A 17,731-nucleotide genomic window follows, 5' to 3' on the forward strand; every position below is an offset into this window, starting at 1 on the left:
CAAAAAATTATCGAAGATTCCATTGCAATTCCAACATGCCTCCAAAATTGCTGTATATATCACCAAGATCATACGCCAGACTGGTCACTAATTTTAAATTGGATCTTAAACTATAGGAAATCTCCTGCAGACTATAAAACTGATTTTTTTCCGGATTAAAAAATTCTACACTATCCCCATTTCCGTAATTCCTAGAATAGGTTAAAAGAGTTTTACAATTTATTTTCTTAAAAGGTCTAAAGAGAGCACCAAAATGTCCGGCAATTAACCTGTTCCCCGGCATATTATAATTTAAAGGATAGGTTTGACCACCATCCCAGACAGGTGGCTCCAAACCTTCAAAATATTTACTCCCCCGCGTTCTATTTATAATTAACGGTGTGCCAATAACACGTCCCATATAATCCCAGCCTGTTTGATAGACCCCATTTTCATAGTAATAATAAGCTTCAGGGTTTCCTTCATAATCACTCATTTGCTTAGTATATAAAAACTCAAATAACAAACTTTGCCAAAATTTATCTTGGTCTACCCAATCTAAAGATATGCCAACTAACCTATCCTTATTTTGGAAGGTGATGCTGGTATGATTTTCAATAGGGGTTTGATGGTAGATATTCAAAGTTACTTTTTCCGCATTGTAGGTCAAACCCAAATCTGCTGAACCTCTCTGATATCCTGCCCGGTTCGGTTTAAAATCCTGACCTACACTTCCATCGTTTGCTTCTTTAAAGAACACTACGTCCAAAAATCCGTCGAAGGATCTGTCAAGTTGATATTTGGAATTTTGTCCTCCCCAAATTCCATAATGTTGGATTCCTCCATACAGTTTAAACTTCCTTTTACCAATACGTCCATAAAGCGCCTTTTCATGAAGATAAGCCTCTTCCAGAAGCCTATTATCCCCTAACCATCCATGACTAAACAAACCTTTAAATTGCAGCCATCCGTCTGTAAAAGGGATGGAAATATAGTCTGAATTGAAGGCGCTGATTTTTGGAATAGGCAATGCATTCCTACTTATACCTCCTAGCGATCCACTGGAAAGTTCAGGGTGAACCTCCCCGATCACGTTTTCAAATCTACCGCCGGAAATGTGCCATTGTGCATAAGATAACTCTGCAAAACCTTCCTGAATAAATGTATAATTAAATTGGTCATTATTATATATGTCAATTCCATAATTTAAGGTAAGCTGAGGCTTTTTAATTTCCGAATTGTTGTTTGAGAAATTTGTAAAAATATGAGAATTTGAAATCCGAATTCTTGAGGAAAGGTCAGCTTTTTTATCCTCAATAGTTCCCCATTTATTCGCCACAAGCCATAAAGGTTGAAATTCTTCAGAAGCGACACTTCCGGTAGTTCCTATTATAACATTTAGAGAATCTGAAAATTGACTATACCCAGATAGATTCATCCATATTAAAACCACCCATAAATAATTGTGAAATTTCATATAATTAAAGCTACAGGATTAACAAAAAACTATTCTTTAGGAGAACTTAATTTTAATTCACGCATTTTTAATTGGATTAGAAATTCGTAATAAGACATATTTGCGCAATACATAAATCCTGGTTTACCTTCTAAAAACCCCAGATTAAAAAAATAGGCATGAATAAATCTTAGAAGTGGCCAGCCTGGCATTCTACTCAACCAGCTCTTAAGAGCCGGATTTCGCTTACTTGTATTGGATTCAAAAATATCTCTTAAAGGTGGTTTACTTAAAAATCTGGCATGTGCTTCCTGTGTTGAATATTTATTATGTCTTTCCATCCATTGGTACCAACCTTTAGAAAAGCCATAATGCAAATAGGGTTCCTCGATATATCGTATCTCACCATCAACATCCCCTTCTTTTTGTCCATGGCCAAAATCTGTAAAAGCAGCTCTTCCCTTTTTAAGAATTCTAAATTGCCATTTTGGAAAATTATCACAATGTTTTAACCAGGTATTTTCTAACATCATTTTCCAGCAACAGTAAAACCCGGCTACACTTTCCGGAGCCTGTTTGATATTGTTCTGAACATCCTGAATAAATGCTTCAGTACAAATTTCATCAGCATCAAGAAAAAGAACCCAATTATGTTTTATACGTAAATTCTCCAGAGCAAAATTTCGTTGTTTACCGAAACTTTTAAAAGGGTTCGTTGCGATATGTACATGGTATTTTTCAGCAATTGATAAGGTAGCATCTGTACTACCGGAGTCCAGCAAATGAATGTCGTCACACCAACCAAGCGCATCAAGACACGCCGGCAGATCTTTTTGCTCATTTTTGGTTAAGATAATTGTGGAAATCATAGATTCGAAATATTGTCTAATTTGCGGTCTTTAATCACCTTACAGGGAAATCCTACACAAACTTTCCATTCAGGTAAATCCAGGGATACAACAGATCTGGCTCCTACCACTGTACCTTCACCAATAGTGACCCCAGGATGCACAAATGCTTCCGCAGCAATCCAAACATGATCACCAATTAAGATGGGTTTTGTAATCAGAGGAAAGCCATTTTTTGTATAATCGTGAGTACCGGCCACCAAATGGGCGCCTTGAGAAATTACTGTTCGTGCACCTATACTAATTTTTCCCTGGGAATATAAAATAGCATCATTGGCAATTCCGCATTCATCACCCAGATTAAGATTCCATGGAGCCCAAATTTTTACACCGGGATAAACATGAACTCCTTTACCCAGTTTAGCGCCAAATATCTTTAAAACCAAAGCTCTCCACGAATGAAGGGGATTGGGGGTATATCTAAAGAGAAAAAAATAACTAATATTCCATACAATCCGGGCCAGCCTGTTTTTAAGGCTAAACGAAGGCCCTGAAAAAGTATCCCGATTATGCATCAAAACTGTTCTTTTAAAAATAATCGTGATGATACTATAACCTTATCTAAAAATCTCATAGTATTTTCCTGATAAGCTTTAATTTGAACATTACCCTTTTCACTGGATTTCAGGTAGGGTAAGCTTTGTTGGAATAAGTACTTGCCAGGTCCGGCGAAATGGAAAATCGAACCTCCCTTTAAATAGGGTTCAAATTCTAAATATTCAGTAATCATTTTATTACCCCCAAAATATTTATACTCATTATCAAACATTTCTTCAGGTTTCCTGATCTTCATAGCTGAAGTGACCCTTACCTGATCGCCTGAAAATACACCTCTTTTTATAGTCTTTCCTGCGATAACTGACCATGCAGACTGTTCAGACCACCATAAATTTTTACAATCTTTAATATACTTACCAATAATCTCTTCAAGAATATTGAAATCAATTATTTTTGGATCAAATAAAACCATTCCGGCATTTAATGCTGGAACCATTTTATGCTTCCATACCATTTTCCAATTTGCACGATAGGCTGGAATGTCTTCCCGCATATAAATTATATCAAAATTTCCAAATGGTAATTTTACTTTGTTTCTAATAAAAACATCTGTATCTATAACCGTAATTATTTGTGCATCAGGAAAAAGTATAGTGGTGTCAATGATCTTTCTCCAGGTTACGTCTTTTTCTCTTATACTTTTAATTTCTGGAAAGTTTCTAAGGTAGTCATTAATTACTTCCTCTTGGTCCATTACCTTGAAATCAAGATTGGAAAAGCACTTATCTTCAACCTCATTCAGTTTTTCCTGAGGCAAAATAAAGGTATGTTCTGAAGGAATATCCAATATATTACTCCAACTTTTCATACACTCTAGTGTCCACCCATTATTAAGGTAATTGGTTCCATAGAGACTAACAATAGGAAATGAAATATCTTTTTTAGTTTGCAAAGGAATATATATCTGTTTTATTAATTAGTTCTTTCCAATTTTCAGAAAATGCAGCCATATTAAAATTTTCCGAATAGCATTTCAAGGCATTTTGACTGTAGCTCTCTTTTTCCTTTGTACTTTTGGAAATCCATTTTTTTAGTAAATTATAACAACCTTCTTCAGAATCATCTTCTACAATTCCAGCATTTGCATCCTCAATTTCACGCCATATGTTCACCTTATCTGATATTAATACTGGTTTAGAACAGGCCAAAGCTTCTACAATCGCAATTCCGAAATTCTCCTGATGGCTTGGGAGAATGAATGCCTGGGAATGATAAAAGGCACCCCACTTTTGTCGATCTTTAATCATCCCGACAAATTTAACTTTTTTAGATATTTTCGGATGTTCATTGATTAAATGCTTTAAGCCGATACCATAGTTGGAATCCATTCCGGGCCCGGCAATTACAAGCTTGGGTAGTTTATTCGAGGAATTAGATTCCTCATGGATTTTGATATAGGCTTTTAAAAGATTTATCAAGCCTTTCTTTTCATTAATCCTGCTCAAAAAAAGTATATACGGATGATCTATGACATCGGGACAAATTTTATAAAAAGCATGAGCCATGCTTATTTCATAATCAGGAGGACTTTCCACACCTAAGCCAATAACTATTTCCTTTTTTGGGGTATACGGCTCAAAAGATTTTGAAGCAAGTTCCTTTTCTTCTTCGCAGGTAAAGAGCAAGCCGGTGGCATTACTAACTGTTTTATTTTCTATCATTTTCCAGTAAAGCCAATTCCTGTATGCCTTTAATTTTCTGCCTTCAGCTTTCTGAAAATATGGATCCAGCATTCCATGTGGCATCACATAATATGCAGGCATTGTCTTTTTATTATTTTTAAAAATCTTCTGTATTACATAGGAAGGATATAACCAAAGACCATGAACAATTACGAGTTTATATTGGAAAATATTTTTATTTAACCACAAATTTAAGTCATTATTATAGTTCCATATATTTTCTGCCGGTCCCAAAGAGTAAATCTTGAAAGGATCAGTTTTAATAAAATCTGAATCAGGATCATCAAGACTTACAACTTCATGAATAATATTATTCTCAGCACCCACCCTGGTAATAGTCCTTATAGCTTTACAAACTCCACCCAATTCAGGATCCATTTTTGCAATGACGTGTAAAATTCTCATTAATTTGTTTTGTTTTCCAGAACTTTTTGATAAATCTTTTCGATTTTATCCAGAGCCTTATCTCGTTGAAACCTCTTTACATTTTCTATTTCACCAGTTATTAATTTTTTCATTTCATTCTTGTCCATGAGAAGTAAATCCTGCAATGTTTTTGCAGCAGTGCCAGACCAGGCTAAAATAGCCTCAGATGAAGGTGGCATTTTCTCAATTAATTTACCTTCTCCATTTGCCACTTCTGTCATTGGTGCTTCATTTGTTGTAATTACAGGGCAACCACACGCCATAGCTTCTGCAATGGGCCATCCAAAACCTTCTGCAAGAGATGGAAATAAAAAAACACTTGCACCAACATACGCATCGATTAGCAAATCATCTGGAACTTTTTCAAGAAAAAAAATGGAATCTTGAAAACGGGATATCTTGGATTCATTTATTAGATCTAGATCAGGAGTTTCACCTATAAGAATAAGAGGTAATTTTTTTTGAAACTTTTCACGCCAGGAATTATATATTTTAATGACTCCTTTTCTGTTCTTATACCACTGATTTCCTCCCACGTGTAAAATGTAGCCATTATTTAAATCTAAATTTGCAAAACTCCCTAATTGCTTTCGTGCCACATTTTTGTCTCCTATTTGAAAATCTCCATTTAGTCCATTATAGACTACTTCTGAAATATTTGGCTCTTGCCTTAAAAATTGGTGTAAGTCTTCTCTTGTTTTCTTTGAAACTGAAATAAAATTCCTGCCATGCTTGAATCCATTTCTAATATATTTTTGGTATTGCCTTCCGGGCCAGCCAGTTTTATTTTCTTTAATTTTACCTAAGGCAGAAAACTGGGCAAGAAAATCATGGCAATGGATTATATTAGGTTTATTTGATACTAAAGGAACCCAGGGACCCAGGGCATGATCAGTAAAAACAAATAAGGAATTCTCCGGTAAATCTTTTATTTTATTCTTTACCTCTATCGGAAAATATATGTACTGATCAATATATCCTAACCATTTTCTAATAAAGGAAGATTTGCCAAACTTTCTCATTTTTTCCTTTGGAGCCCATACCTCAACACAATGGCCCCGCTCCTTAAAGCCCTCGGTAAGCATTTTTGCAAATCTGGGCATGCTTTGGTGGCCTAGAAAATTAGGGTGAGCAAAAATAATAACATTCATTTTTACACTATTCATTCCTCAGGAAAAGATTTTCTTTGGTGCTTACAATAGCTAAAATTAATCCTCCAACGAGCGTACTGAAACCAAGTGCAGTAGGCTGTGCCCATTGACCCTGCGGAATAATTAATAATGCAAAACTTAGTAAGATCCATGGTAGTAAGTCACCATTTTCTATTTTTTTATAACTTTTTAAAGTTAAACTAAAACTGAAAGCAAGTCTGATTAAAATGGTCAATATTCCCAGCGCGATTCCCATTTCTCCAATTAACCTACCCCATTCTTCTTCAGCGATCAAAAACGCTCTATCCCCTGTTAACATAGCACTTCCTGCATTAGTTCCCATACCAATTCCAAAACCAAAAAAAGGGAGATTGTCGGTATTGGTAATGGCATCAATCAATCCTCCCAAATATCTGTTTAAAATGGAGCCGGCAACACCACCTTCAATTTTCCCGGCGGTTTCAAATCTATGGGTAAAAGCATTTATAGCGGTGCCTATAGATTCCGTATGGCTCAAAAGAGTTATCATAAGCACAAGAAAAATTGTAGCTAAAAGCATTCTAACCAAATATTTGGGATCTCTGGATACTGCGATAAGGGTAAAAAATAAACTTACCACAATGGAAAAAAACAGGGTTCTACTTATAGAAAATGGGATGGAGGCCAATAACGCGGTAGTTGCAGCAATCAAAATAATTTTATTTACCTTTTCGTTGCTCACCCAAAAAAATAATACGAAGCAAGCCAGAAAACTAAAAAAAAGAGTATTCCCTGTGGTAAAAGAAAAAGTTCCAGAAGGCCTGAAAAAGCCCAATGCTCCGCTAAAACCAGAACCTTCCATATCACCACCTACACCCCTATTCACCCAAGAACTTTGCGGGCTGTAAAATTGCATTGCAGTAAGAATAACAACAGGAATTGAAATCCATAACATTACTTTTCCAATTTTCACAACGTCTCCTCTGGAGAAAATTTCCCCAATGGCAAATATTAAGGGAAAATGAATAAGCAGTATCCTAGCTCCATAAGCCGCCACCGATATACTGCCGTGACCAATTGTTAATGCAGTAATGGTCGCAATTACACAAACCACGATCATGGAAGACATGTACTTATTAGGAGGAAGTAAATTTTTATTCCATGCGCTGGCTATAATAAGAATTGCTAATGGATCTCTCACCACCAGTAGTGGTGCTGAAAGTCCTGGTAAAATCCATTTCCTTAAAGCTCCTTCAAAAATAAGTAATAAAAAATACAGCCATACTCCCCTCTTTAACCAAACCGAACTAGATTCTACTGTTATGCTTTTATTCAAATTATTATTCTTCAGAAACGACTCTGGTACTTTTTCAACAGAATAGATATTTTTCTGTGGCATAAGATATGACTAATTCAAATAACTTTTGATCGCACTTGTTAATTCGTTACCATAAACCTCCCAGGGACGCTTTCTGGCTGTTTCCAGAGCTTTTTTTCCCACTCTTTCACAAAGGGTCGGATCCAATAATATTTCCTCTAATTTACAAACTAAAGAACTTGTTGAACTACTCTTAATGATCCAGCCATTTTCTCCATCCTTGATGAGATCTGGACCTGCAGTTCTATCAGTTGTAATAACAGGTGTACCCTGAGACATGGCTTCAGTGATCACCATTCCAAAACCTTCAAAAAGAGAAGGAAAAACAAGAATATCATGATTCCTCATTGCTTCCAGAACCTTTTGATGTGACAAGGTGGGAATCCAAGTATGTTTTTTAAGTTCTTCATCCAACTTTTTACAAGAATTTGAAGCCTTCATTCCTATTACAGTTAAGGCAATATCATTTTTAAGTTTTTCAACTGCTTCGAAAACATAGGCGATCCCTTTGCGCTGCGAAAGACCTCCAACGAAAAGAACTCGCAATTTATTAGAACTGGGAGTACTATATTTCCTATTTATAGCTACTGGCGGGAATCCGTAAGGTATCACGTTAATTTGTGCCAATTTTCCAGGATATTTATCGAGAGTATTTTTTGTGAATGTGCTGGCAACGAAAATATGTTGCGCAAGTTCAAGCTCTTCATCTTTCTTATTCAATTTTAAATCAGAGTCCTTTAAGCCTGTGAGGGTCATAGCATATTCTGGCCATTTTTCCTTTTCAATATTAAGTAAATCTCGTGATGCTCGCCAATATCCAATAGGTAGATCATAAAATCTTTTGATCCCTATATTTTTGGCTAGTCGAAAAGAATGCAAAGCACCATCTTCATAGGCATACACAGCTTTTATTTCATTGTTAAGATATTCTTTTAGCCTTTTTTTTACAATTTTATCTTGTTTCTCATAAACAGAGTCAACGCTAAAAAAACCACTTTCATGTGCTGTTAATTGATGAATATTAAATTTTGTTGAAGCCATTCTGCCCATTTCGAGTAGCGGATTGCTTTTAGTAAATTCTTCAAGTTTAGGATCAAAATTTCTTCGCTCAATTTCAGACAGAAAGGGCAGTTTGCTTAAACGATCCAAAAGGTTTCCCGGAAAGGACGCCAATGTAGTATGAAATTCAGTTAGTAAACCTTGATCAGCGATAGAATTAACCAAGGCCCGATTAAATTGGTTACTTGTTGGATGTGAAATAATAAGCATATGGTCTCAAGGTTTAAAAATTATTGTTCTGTAGTAATTAGTTTCTGAAACTTAGTGATAATGTCGTCTATTCCTGAAAAGACCTTAGTTTTATCAATTCCATTTTTCAAAATTTCCTCAAGAGTAATATTCAAGAATTCATAAATGTTTTCCACCTTAGAATCAATATCCGCTGCTTGTGCGACTCTATTATCCGCACTTAAGCATATAACTTTTAAGCCGTGCTCACGCATCGCAGCAACCGAACCGCTTTTTTCTATTTTAGGAAGTGGTGTTGTGGACAATCCTAAATGAGCTGAATGCATAAGTTTCGAGATTTCCTCAGTATTTCGACTTCCTAATAACTTTACTTTGAGGTTATTCATCTTCCATAATTTAAACCATTTTTTCTGTTCCTCATGTTCCTGACCAACTATGATTAATTCAAATTGCTTTTTATGTTTTTTTTGGTATTCTACAATTTGTGAAGTGAATTGTTTGATAAGAGATTCCCTCTGGATCATTCCAAAAACAATGAATTTAATATTCTCAATATTTCCCGATTCCCGTTCTGAGCATTCAATCTGCATGTCAAGTTTTATTGGAACGTTACTAAACAAAGGAAGCTTGAAAACTTTGTAGCCTAAGTTTTTTAAAGATATACTATACAATTCAGTTTGTGTGGTGATGATGAACGGTTGCAGATTCTTCAAAAAATTATTTATCATTCTTTTTTGAAAATATCCGATTAGTTTCTCCTTTTTAGATTTCCTGCTTTCCATCCCAATCCATAATTCATGCAGCATGACATGCCATTTCCCGTTTCTGGAAATTTTTAGGAGCTTATTACTTAAACCTAGATGTATTCCACGATCTGCAAAGGAATACGGCACATACTGTAAGCTATAAATCTCAGCACCAAAATTTAATATCCATTGCCTTGCATCTGCTATAGTATAATTATATGGTATTCTAAAAACTTCAATGCTCGATTTATCGGAACATTGCTTCTGTAAAACAGGCTGATTTATATAACGATCATCTATAGCCAAAATCGCAGTAGTATAATTCTTTTTTTTTAATTGAATAGCCAACCTCCTTGTATAGTCTCCTACCCCATCCTTACCCGGTTCCATAGAGCCACAAACAAAAAGTATTTTCATTTATATCTTGATCAATTAAAATTTGTGATTCCTACTTTTGTACCTTATAGTTACCTAAATATAGAACTTCCAACCCCGAAGTAAAGAAAGTTCTTACCGCATCTGTGGGATGACAAACATTGGGTTCACCCTTTAAATTAAAAGAAGTATTCATTACCACAGGGATTCCCGATATTTTATAAAATTCGTTAATCAAATTCCAATACCGCGTATTCATTTCCTTCTCAACCGTCTGTGGCCGCATGGTACCGTCAACATGAACTACTGCAGGAATTTTAGCAGCGTTTTCTTCTTTTGCATAATCTGTTAGGATCATATAAGGTGAAGATTTGATGTTTTGTAAAAATTTATTTGCTTCTTCCTGGAGCATGGATGGAGCGAAAGGTCTCCAGCCCTCTCTATATTTGACTACTTCGTTTACTTTATCTTTCATTTCCGAAGTTCCGGGGTTTGAAATAATACTTCTATTTCCTAATGCTCTTGGTCCAAACTCGTCCCTACCCTGAAACCAACCAATAATCTTATTATTTGCAAGCTCCTGTGCTGCATCTGCTTCTACTTCTTTGATCTTGGTATAGTTTAATCGATATTTTTTTAAAGTTGCTTCTATGACTTCATCTGAATATTCTTTTCCTAAGTAAGGATAAAAGACAGATTTTTTAAGAGTGCCATTTTCCATAAAAGGATAAAGTGCTGCACCAATAGCAGTTCCATCATCTGTAGCAGCCGGTTGAATAAAAAATTCTTCCAGTGACAGCTCACGCATTAAAAATCCATTTGCCTTACAATTAAGTCCCACACCTCCAGCCATACCAATAGATTTTATACCGAATTTGTCCGTATAAAATTTGACTAATTTGCAAAGAGCTTTTTCGTACTGATCCTGAGCTGAATGTGCAAGATCCCGGAGATCTTCATCATTAATAGCTACTTCGTCGTTTTCAGGTCTCGTAATCGTTTTGCCGTCTAATTCTAATTTTTCTACATTTAGAAGAGTTTTATGATTAACATGGTGAATTCCATTATCTGTATGAAGCAAATGCGATAGATCAAATGAATTTTTACCGAAGGGAGCCAGACCCATTACTTTCCATTCATCTGAGTATTTTCTGAAGCCACACATAGAGGTCATTTCAGCATAATATACTCCTAAGGAATTTGGAAAATTAATCCTTTCAATCATTTCCAGTTTCATTCCTTTTTTTAAATAAACCGTCGTGCTCTCTTTAATTCCTCTTCCATCAATAATAAAAATAAGAGAATCTTCTGCCGCTAAAAAAGGAGCGACGCTCCATGCATGAGCTAAGTGGTGATCTATATGAGTAATCTTTTTTGGTTTTATACCATAGGAATCCAGCAAATTCTTTACATTTCTAGTTGTTAAACTCCTAAAATAATTTAGGGCCTGCATAGGGATATTTTCATGGAGTTTACCCATCATATTAAGCTTTAAGCTGTTAGCATAATGTTCTTTAAGCTCCGGCCATCCGAACACTAATTCATCAACTTCTTCAATCATTATTTTTTTATAGTCAAGGCAAGCTTGAATGGCCTGGATGGGAAAGGAAGCATCCTGTTTATTTCTGGTTAAGCGTTCCTCAGCAATTGCAAATTCCAATTTACCATCCACAGCAATAGCTGCCGCAGAATCGTGCCCAGGACCTCCAATATAGTTTACACCGATTGTGATCATATAACTTAAAGATTTGTTTTTTATTCTTTTTCTATTCTACTTGTTATTTGCCATTTATTTTAAAAGACTTCGAAGGCTCAGGTTTTTCACTAAACTACTTTAGAAAAGGTCTTATAGATGTCTTGTTTTAATTAAAATTGATGTGCACCAATGTTTATCATTTATTAACTTTCTCTAGAACTCTATCCTCTTTCTCAATGGCTTCCGAAACGTTATAGTTGCTCTCCTTATGATACCTTATTATTGAATTTAATTCCATAAAAAGCATTCGATAAATGTAAAATCAAGTTAATACTTGCCGTGAAAATGCCCAGGTATAAAACTCCTTTTAAGGATGAAATATCAAATAAAAATAATCCTAAGATGATCGCAATAATATCTGATGGAATTTCTAACAATGGTGTGAAACGAATCCAGGCTTTATATAGGTTTAGAGAATAAACGATATTAAGAATAAATCCTAATGAAGCACTTACGAAAGTCAAAAATAATTCATGAGAGAGATTGTGGTAATTGTCCCCTAAAATCCATAAAAATGGTTCCGGAAAAAAATAAACAAATAGAGTGGTTGCGGACGAAATGAGAAGCGCTCCACCTAGCGATAACAAAAACATTCTTTTCAATTTAGAAGTATCCTTAGTCTTACCAAAATCAGGAGCAAAAATATTATTGAAAATAGCTGTTGCAATCATGAATATTAAAGAAAACCTCGTCAGAGCACCAATGTCAGCCAATGATGTAGTGGTACCAAAAATTCCAATCAGAAAGATTGAAATTTGTCCCTTAAATGCAAAAAAAGCGGAATTGTGCCAGTTAAGTTTTATATAATTTATTAGTGTCTTCCTATAGCTATCATTTATTTCAGCTATTTTAGAAATTCCTTCTTGTTTAGCTTTTTTTTCCACATAAAACAAGGTTAGCCAACCGCTGAGAGCAGTAATAATAAAAATAGCTATAATAATATAACTTCTATCCAGCAGAAATAGCAATGCCAGGATTCCAATTGCCCTCGTAAAATGACCAACTAATTCTGAAACCTGTACAGGAGCCACTTTATTCCTTAATAAAAGTGCAGATCTGAGGAATGCAGTTTTTACCTCAGGAAGGATTACTATTAGAATAATAAATAAAAATCCAAGGATCCTTATCCAGGAAATTTCCTGTTCATAAAGAATATATCCCGCATAAGTACTAACCAAAAAATATGCTAATCCAGTTATATATGGGGCGATACTATTGGTGGTTTTAATAAGATTTGACATTTTTGCAGAGTCTTGCCACACTGTACCACCTATTTTTTTAAAACCTATAAATATAGCTGAGTTACAAAGAGGAATAAGCATTCCCTGAATTGTAATGAGTACAGTATATATCGCATAATCCTCTTTTGAAAGTTCTCTAATCAGAAGTATACTGACAATAAAACCCACCGCTTTTCCCAACATCTGAGATCCAAAAACCTGTGCTATGGGTGTTACAAGTTCCTTTGTTAAGAGTTTTTTTATTTCCAATAGGAATATTTTCTGAGGTAACCTCCTTTCAATTTATCTACGTTTCCTTTCGCCATAATAGCCATAACTATCTTTTATATTTACACCGTTTAATACGATCATTGGGTTCTTTAATTTATCACCTCTGTAAATTTGATCAATTTCTTTTAAACTATCCTTTTTTGAACGGTTGCTCCTAACAATATATAAGGTAGCATCAGCGAAGGGTCCCAAAGCAAAAATATCGGCTACTTTTCCAACCGGGGCAGTATCAATGATCACATAATCAAATAGCGTCCTCAACTCCCTAATCATAACTCCAATTTTATCATGTAACATAATTTCCCCTGCGTTGGGAGGAATACGCCCCGATCCGATGAAGGTGATATTTTCAAGATCTGCGTGCGAAAGAAATAAATCCTGAACCTCGATATTATCATTTACAAGATAATCTGTAATTCCAAATTCGTCTGACATTCCTATGTAGGACATTAATTTTGGTGCCCGCAAGTCAAAACTGAGAACCACCACCTTACTACCCGAAGATGCCAGGCTTACCCCAAGATTGGTAGAAAAGAATGTTTTCCCTTCACCTTTGTCTCCTGAAGTAACTAATATTACCTTATTTTCATTTCCAGTGGTAATAAATTTCAGGTTAAACCGAATCAAACGGAACAATTCTGCAATTGGTGTACTGCTCTTCTCTTTAGCAACGATATTTTCATTGGTCTCATCCAAAGCAATTTGACCCAGGATTGGGGTATTCGTGAGTTCTTCAATATCTTTGGTGGTTTGCACTTTATCGTCGAGTAAATCTTTAACGTAGACAAAAGAGAATGGCAGGAACAATCCAAGTAAGACTGATCCTAAGTATATAGATGTTTTATTAGGGCTTACCGGAAACGCACCCGCTTTTGGCTCATCTACAATCCTTGTATTGGAGACAGGTGCGGCTATAGACAAGGCTTCTTCTTCCCGTTTCTGAAGCAGAAAAAGATACAAACCTTGTTTGGTGCTTTGTTGGCGATTAATTTCAGTCAATCCCCGCTCCACTGTAGGTACTTTTGAAATCCTTGACTGGAAACGGTACGAGTTGGACTGTAAATTATCTTTCGTAATATTCAGACCTTGTTTAATATTACTCAAGTTTTCAAGAATGTTACTCCTTAGGGTAGTAAGCTGCCTTTGAATATCCACTACCAGTGGATTCCCGGCAGGAGTAGTTTCCAGCATACGGCGCTTTTGTAACTGGAGATCATTAAATCGTGAGATAAGCCCTACTAATGTAGGATCCTGAATGTTCAAGGAACTTGGCACCATAGTATTTTCTGCATTAGATCCTCTTAAATAATTTTCAATGGAATTGAGTACAGCAATTTGGGTCTCAAAATCGGCTAACTGGCTATTGTATTCAGTTGCCTGCTGTATGTACATTTCAGCATCTGAACTTACATTGGTAAGATCATTTTCCTGCTTAAATTGCTCAACGTTCTTTTCCACATCGGTAAGTTCGCCTGTGATCAACTGTAGCCTTTCATCTATCATAGATATAGTTTTAAGAGCCAGCTGATTACGGTAGTTAATTCCCTCCTGCTCATATACGCTAATCAATTCATTTAAAATAGCTTTTCCTCTTTGTGGGATTGGATCTAACAGGCTTAACTCCAACAAGCCGCCACGTTCATTTACAGGATCGACAGCAAGCTTTTCAGCTAAATCTGAAGCCAATAAATTAACATCAGTAAACTGAAAAACAATATCGCCTTCCATAAACTCTGTAGGTTTTTGAACCTTTTTTACTATCCGGAAACTACCGTAAGGCTTATTTATAGTATCATTAAAATTATAGAAACTAAAATCAGATTCACTTTCCGATATCTTAATTCCAACTTCTTCATCGTTTTTTAAAGTAATTACCACTGGATAATAATTTTTAATCGTGGTCGAGTCCAATATTTCTACAGAAATAGGAATGTTTTCGGAATAAAGGTTCACATCGTCAATACTCCCCTGAGCATAATAGGTGACACCCATAGAGAGGTTTCTTAAGACTTTTTCCATGATAGATGAAGACTTTAAAATCCCAATTTCGTCTTCCACATTTCTTGTAGACTTAATCAAACCTAGGTCGCTGAAAGATTCCAAATCCGAGGTTGCAGAACCTTTATCCTTATCCTGTACTAAAATGACGGTAGATACACGGTATTCAGGTATTGTTTCATACCTAATAAAAAGGTAAGCTAGTACTACAAATAAAGCGACAGAAGCAAGAAATATATACCAATATTTCAAATAACCAGAGATGGTCTTTTTTAAGTCTTTATTGTTGCTGTTTTGATACGCCATATTAAATAAAATTAACTTCTCAATAAAAGAATGGAAACCAGCGATACTACCGACAGTACTAGAGAAATGTTATTCCTGACCATGCTGGCCTGTTCTTTTTTAGTTGTAACTGGTTCTACGTAAATAACATCATTGGGCTGAAGGTAAAAATAAGGGGAATTAAGCAATTCTTTATCGTTCAAGTTTACCCTTACCAAGTGCCGTGTATCATCAGTTTCCTGGATGATCAAAACATTTTCCCTTTTGCCAAAAACAGTCATGTCCCCCGCCATCCCCAAAGCCTGAATAATATTGATTCTTTCTCCGGGAACATTAAAAGTAGAAGGATTTGTAACTTCGCCTATTACAGTTACTTTAAAATTCAAATATCTTATGTTTACAATAGGCTCTGTTAAATATTGGGTAAGCATTTCACTCAACTTCTCCTTTGCCTGTCTCTTAGTAAGCCCTGCCAATTGCACATTCCCTAAGGAAGGAAATTCGATGTTTCCGTCCCTGTCCACAAGATATCCTTCATCTGTGGTAGTAGCTTTGCCCCCCGCATCTAAGGCTTCCAAAGAATTGGTCAACGCTCCCTTATTGTAAAAAACGTCAGCTTTGGGGTTTTGGCTTGTTACAGTTATACTTAATAAATCTCCAGTTTGAAAAACAGGTTCTTTAGCTCTATTTGTGATCTTTTCTGAATAAACTGTTTTGGAATCAAAATCATTAAAGTAGGATAGGTCCCGTGATCCACAGGAAAAAAACATAGGGGTTAATAGTAGAAGGAATATTTTAAATTTCATAATGTAATGGTTATTTAGCTTATATGCTTTCTTTATATTAAATACAATATTAAAGTAAACTTCTCGTTTATTAAGGAATTGTTTCGAGATCTTCCTGAATCACCTCGCTATGAATTAATAGGCTTTTTCCTCTCCTTTCAGAGCATTAATAACTGTTTGAAAAATAATATTTAAATCCAGTAGGAGAGACCATTTTTCAAGATAAAATATATCCAGGCGAACACGGTTGATAATATCTGCTTTTCTGATTATTTCTCCTCTATACCCTTTGATTTGAGCAAGACCAGTTATTCCTGGCTTTACCAAATGTCTAACCAAATATTTATCTACGGTTGTACCGTATTGGGAGGTATGTTGCTGCATATGAGGGCGGGGACCCACAACACTCATATGCCCTAAAAATACATCAATGAATTGAGGCAATTCATCCAGACTGGTTTTCCGTAATATTCTGCCAATTCTCGTAACCCTAACATCATTCCTTGTAGCCATAGCTGAATTAGCGTCACTACTGACTGTCATAGAACGAAATTTATGACACCAAAAAATTTTGCAATTTACACCATTACGCTTTTGCTTAAAATATAAAGGGCCTGGAGATTCTAATTTAATGAGGACATATAAAATTGGTGTTATCCAGGACAGCAAAAGAATTATTACGAGAGATGAAAAAACTATATCAAAAGTTCTTTTAACGATACGTGCATATTCCCCATCCATAGGTGAACCCCTCATATTTAGAACAGGAATACTATCATAAAGCTCTATAGACATGGCCCTAGAAAAAATTTCTTTATTGTCCGGGACTATTTTTAGTTTTTTTAAATTGTTATCCGCAAAAGTAATCAGAGTTTTTAATTCCTCCTGGGTTAATTTAGAAACCATACAATAAATTTCGTTAACATGATTATCTACTACGTACTGGAAAGAATCTTGAATAGCACCCAGGTATGTCTCACTATTAGAAGCTTGGTTATCAAAATATCCCATATAACGGTAACCGAGATCGGGTTCATCAAAAACCTTTCTAATTTTCTTCAAATTCTTATCTCTACCAATTACTACGACATTTACAAAATTCCCACCCTCTAGCCTATACCTGGTTCTCATCCAGAAAAACAACCACCTGTATAGAAATAATAACAAACAAATGATCAAATAAACGTACACCCGATATGGATCCGAATAAACCTGATAGTCCTTAAAACTAAATAACGCAAAATAAGCAAGACCAAATATTATGTACAACTGCAGGATCTTCATGAAATTAGTCATAAATCGCTCTTTTCTACCCGTAGGATAAAAATCGAGGCTGTAAGTGATCAATAACCAGGAAAAATTACAGTAAAGAATACTACTAAAGTCCTTATATATTTCCGGTGTGAAAAAATATAGACAGCTATTTATTATTACCAAATGAATAAAAATAGACAAAGGAATAATGAATATTGACTTTTGCATTTTTAAAAATATTACTACAGATTTACAG

General features: G+C 35.3%; 14 protein-coding genes. All 14 read right to left on the reverse strand.

What is annotated here, in order from left to right:
• Positions 1 to 7 precede the first annotated feature (7 nt).
• The 14 genes from RM541_RS06720 to RM541_RS06785 all read right to left on the reverse strand — a co-directional run bounded on the left by RM541_RS06720 (position 8) and on the right by RM541_RS06785 (position 17,703).
• Positions 8 to 1,456, reverse strand: a complete 1,449-nt coding sequence (locus RM541_RS06720) for a capsule assembly Wzi family protein (protein ID WP_311499453.1) — start codon at positions 1,454 to 1,456, stop codon at positions 8 to 10.
• A gap of 29 nt (positions 1,457 to 1,485) precedes the next feature.
• Positions 1,486 to 2,304 (reverse strand): glycosyltransferase family 2 protein, encoded by an 819-nt coding sequence (locus tag RM541_RS06725; protein ID WP_311499454.1) that lies wholly within the window; start codon positions 2,302 to 2,304, stop codon positions 1,486 to 1,488.
• The gene (locus RM541_RS06730; RefSeq protein ID WP_311499455.1) at positions 2,301 to 2,858 is read right to left on the reverse strand and encodes an LbetaH domain-containing protein; all 558 of its coding nucleotides are present in this window, start codon (positions 2,856 to 2,858) and stop codon (positions 2,301 to 2,303) included. Before RM541_RS06730 ends, RM541_RS06725 begins: the two co-directional genes overlap by 4 nt.
• Positions 2,858 to 3,793, reverse strand: a complete 936-nt coding sequence (locus tag RM541_RS06735) for a hypothetical protein (protein ID WP_311499456.1) — start codon at positions 3,791 to 3,793, stop codon at positions 2,858 to 2,860. The genes RM541_RS06730 and RM541_RS06735 overlap by 1 nt, the downstream gene beginning before the upstream one ends.
• Positions 3,783 to 4,988, reverse strand: a complete 1,206-nt coding sequence (locus tag RM541_RS06740; RefSeq protein ID WP_311499457.1) for a glycosyltransferase — start codon at positions 4,986 to 4,988, stop codon at positions 3,783 to 3,785. Before RM541_RS06740 ends, RM541_RS06735 begins: the two co-directional genes overlap by 11 nt.
• On the reverse strand, positions 4,988 to 6,175 hold the full coding sequence (locus RM541_RS06745) for a glycosyltransferase family 4 protein (protein ID WP_311499458.1): 1,188 nt from the start codon (positions 6,173 to 6,175) through the stop codon (positions 4,988 to 4,990). Before RM541_RS06745 ends, RM541_RS06740 begins: the two co-directional genes overlap by 1 nt.
• Positions 6,168 to 7,538 (reverse strand): hypothetical protein, encoded by a 1,371-nt coding sequence (locus RM541_RS06750; RefSeq protein WP_311499459.1) that lies wholly within the window; start codon positions 7,536 to 7,538, stop codon positions 6,168 to 6,170. Before RM541_RS06750 ends, RM541_RS06745 begins: the two co-directional genes overlap by 8 nt.
• Before the next feature lie 9 nt (positions 7,539 to 7,547).
• Positions 7,548 to 8,786 carry a glycosyltransferase family 4 protein gene (locus RM541_RS06755; RefSeq protein WP_311499460.1) on the reverse strand — a complete coding sequence of 413 codons (1,239 nt, stop codon included), beginning with the start codon at positions 8,784 to 8,786 and terminating at the stop codon, positions 7,548 to 7,550.
• A gap of 20 nt (positions 8,787 to 8,806) precedes the next feature.
• On the reverse strand, positions 8,807 to 9,928 hold the full coding sequence (locus tag RM541_RS06760; RefSeq protein ID WP_311499461.1) for a glycosyltransferase family protein: 1,122 nt from the start codon (positions 9,926 to 9,928) through the stop codon (positions 8,807 to 8,809).
• A 31-nt stretch (positions 9,929 to 9,959) separates the two neighbouring features.
• Complete coding sequence (locus RM541_RS06765) at positions 9,960 to 11,621, reverse strand: carbamoyltransferase family protein (RefSeq protein WP_311499462.1); 1,662 nt, start codon at positions 11,619 to 11,621, stop codon at positions 9,960 to 9,962.
• Between the two features lie 227 nt (positions 11,622 to 11,848).
• Positions 11,849 to 13,132 carry a lipopolysaccharide biosynthesis protein gene (locus RM541_RS06770; protein ID WP_311499463.1) on the reverse strand — a complete coding sequence of 428 codons (1,284 nt, stop codon included), beginning with the start codon at positions 13,130 to 13,132 and terminating at the stop codon, positions 11,849 to 11,851.
• A 33-nt stretch (positions 13,133 to 13,165) separates the two neighbouring features.
• Positions 13,166 to 15,457, reverse strand: coding sequence for a GumC family protein (locus RM541_RS06775; RefSeq protein ID WP_311499464.1), 2,292 nt, complete (start codon positions 15,455 to 15,457; stop codon positions 13,166 to 13,168).
• An 11-nt stretch (positions 15,458 to 15,468) separates the two neighbouring features.
• Positions 15,469 to 16,242 (reverse strand): polysaccharide biosynthesis/export family protein, encoded by a 774-nt coding sequence (locus RM541_RS06780; protein ID WP_311499465.1) that lies wholly within the window; start codon positions 16,240 to 16,242, stop codon positions 15,469 to 15,471.
• Positions 16,243 to 16,356: 114 nt separating this feature from the next.
• The gene (locus RM541_RS06785) at positions 16,357 to 17,703 is read right to left on the reverse strand and encodes an undecaprenyl-phosphate glucose phosphotransferase (RefSeq protein WP_311499466.1); all 1,347 of its coding nucleotides are present in this window, start codon (positions 17,701 to 17,703) and stop codon (positions 16,357 to 16,359) included.
• Between the last annotated feature and the right edge of the window lie 28 nt (positions 17,704 to 17,731).

This window comes from Autumnicola psychrophila (assembly GCF_031846645.1).
GTDB lineage: Bacteria > Bacteroidota > Bacteroidia > Flavobacteriales > Flavobacteriaceae > Autumnicola > Autumnicola psychrophila.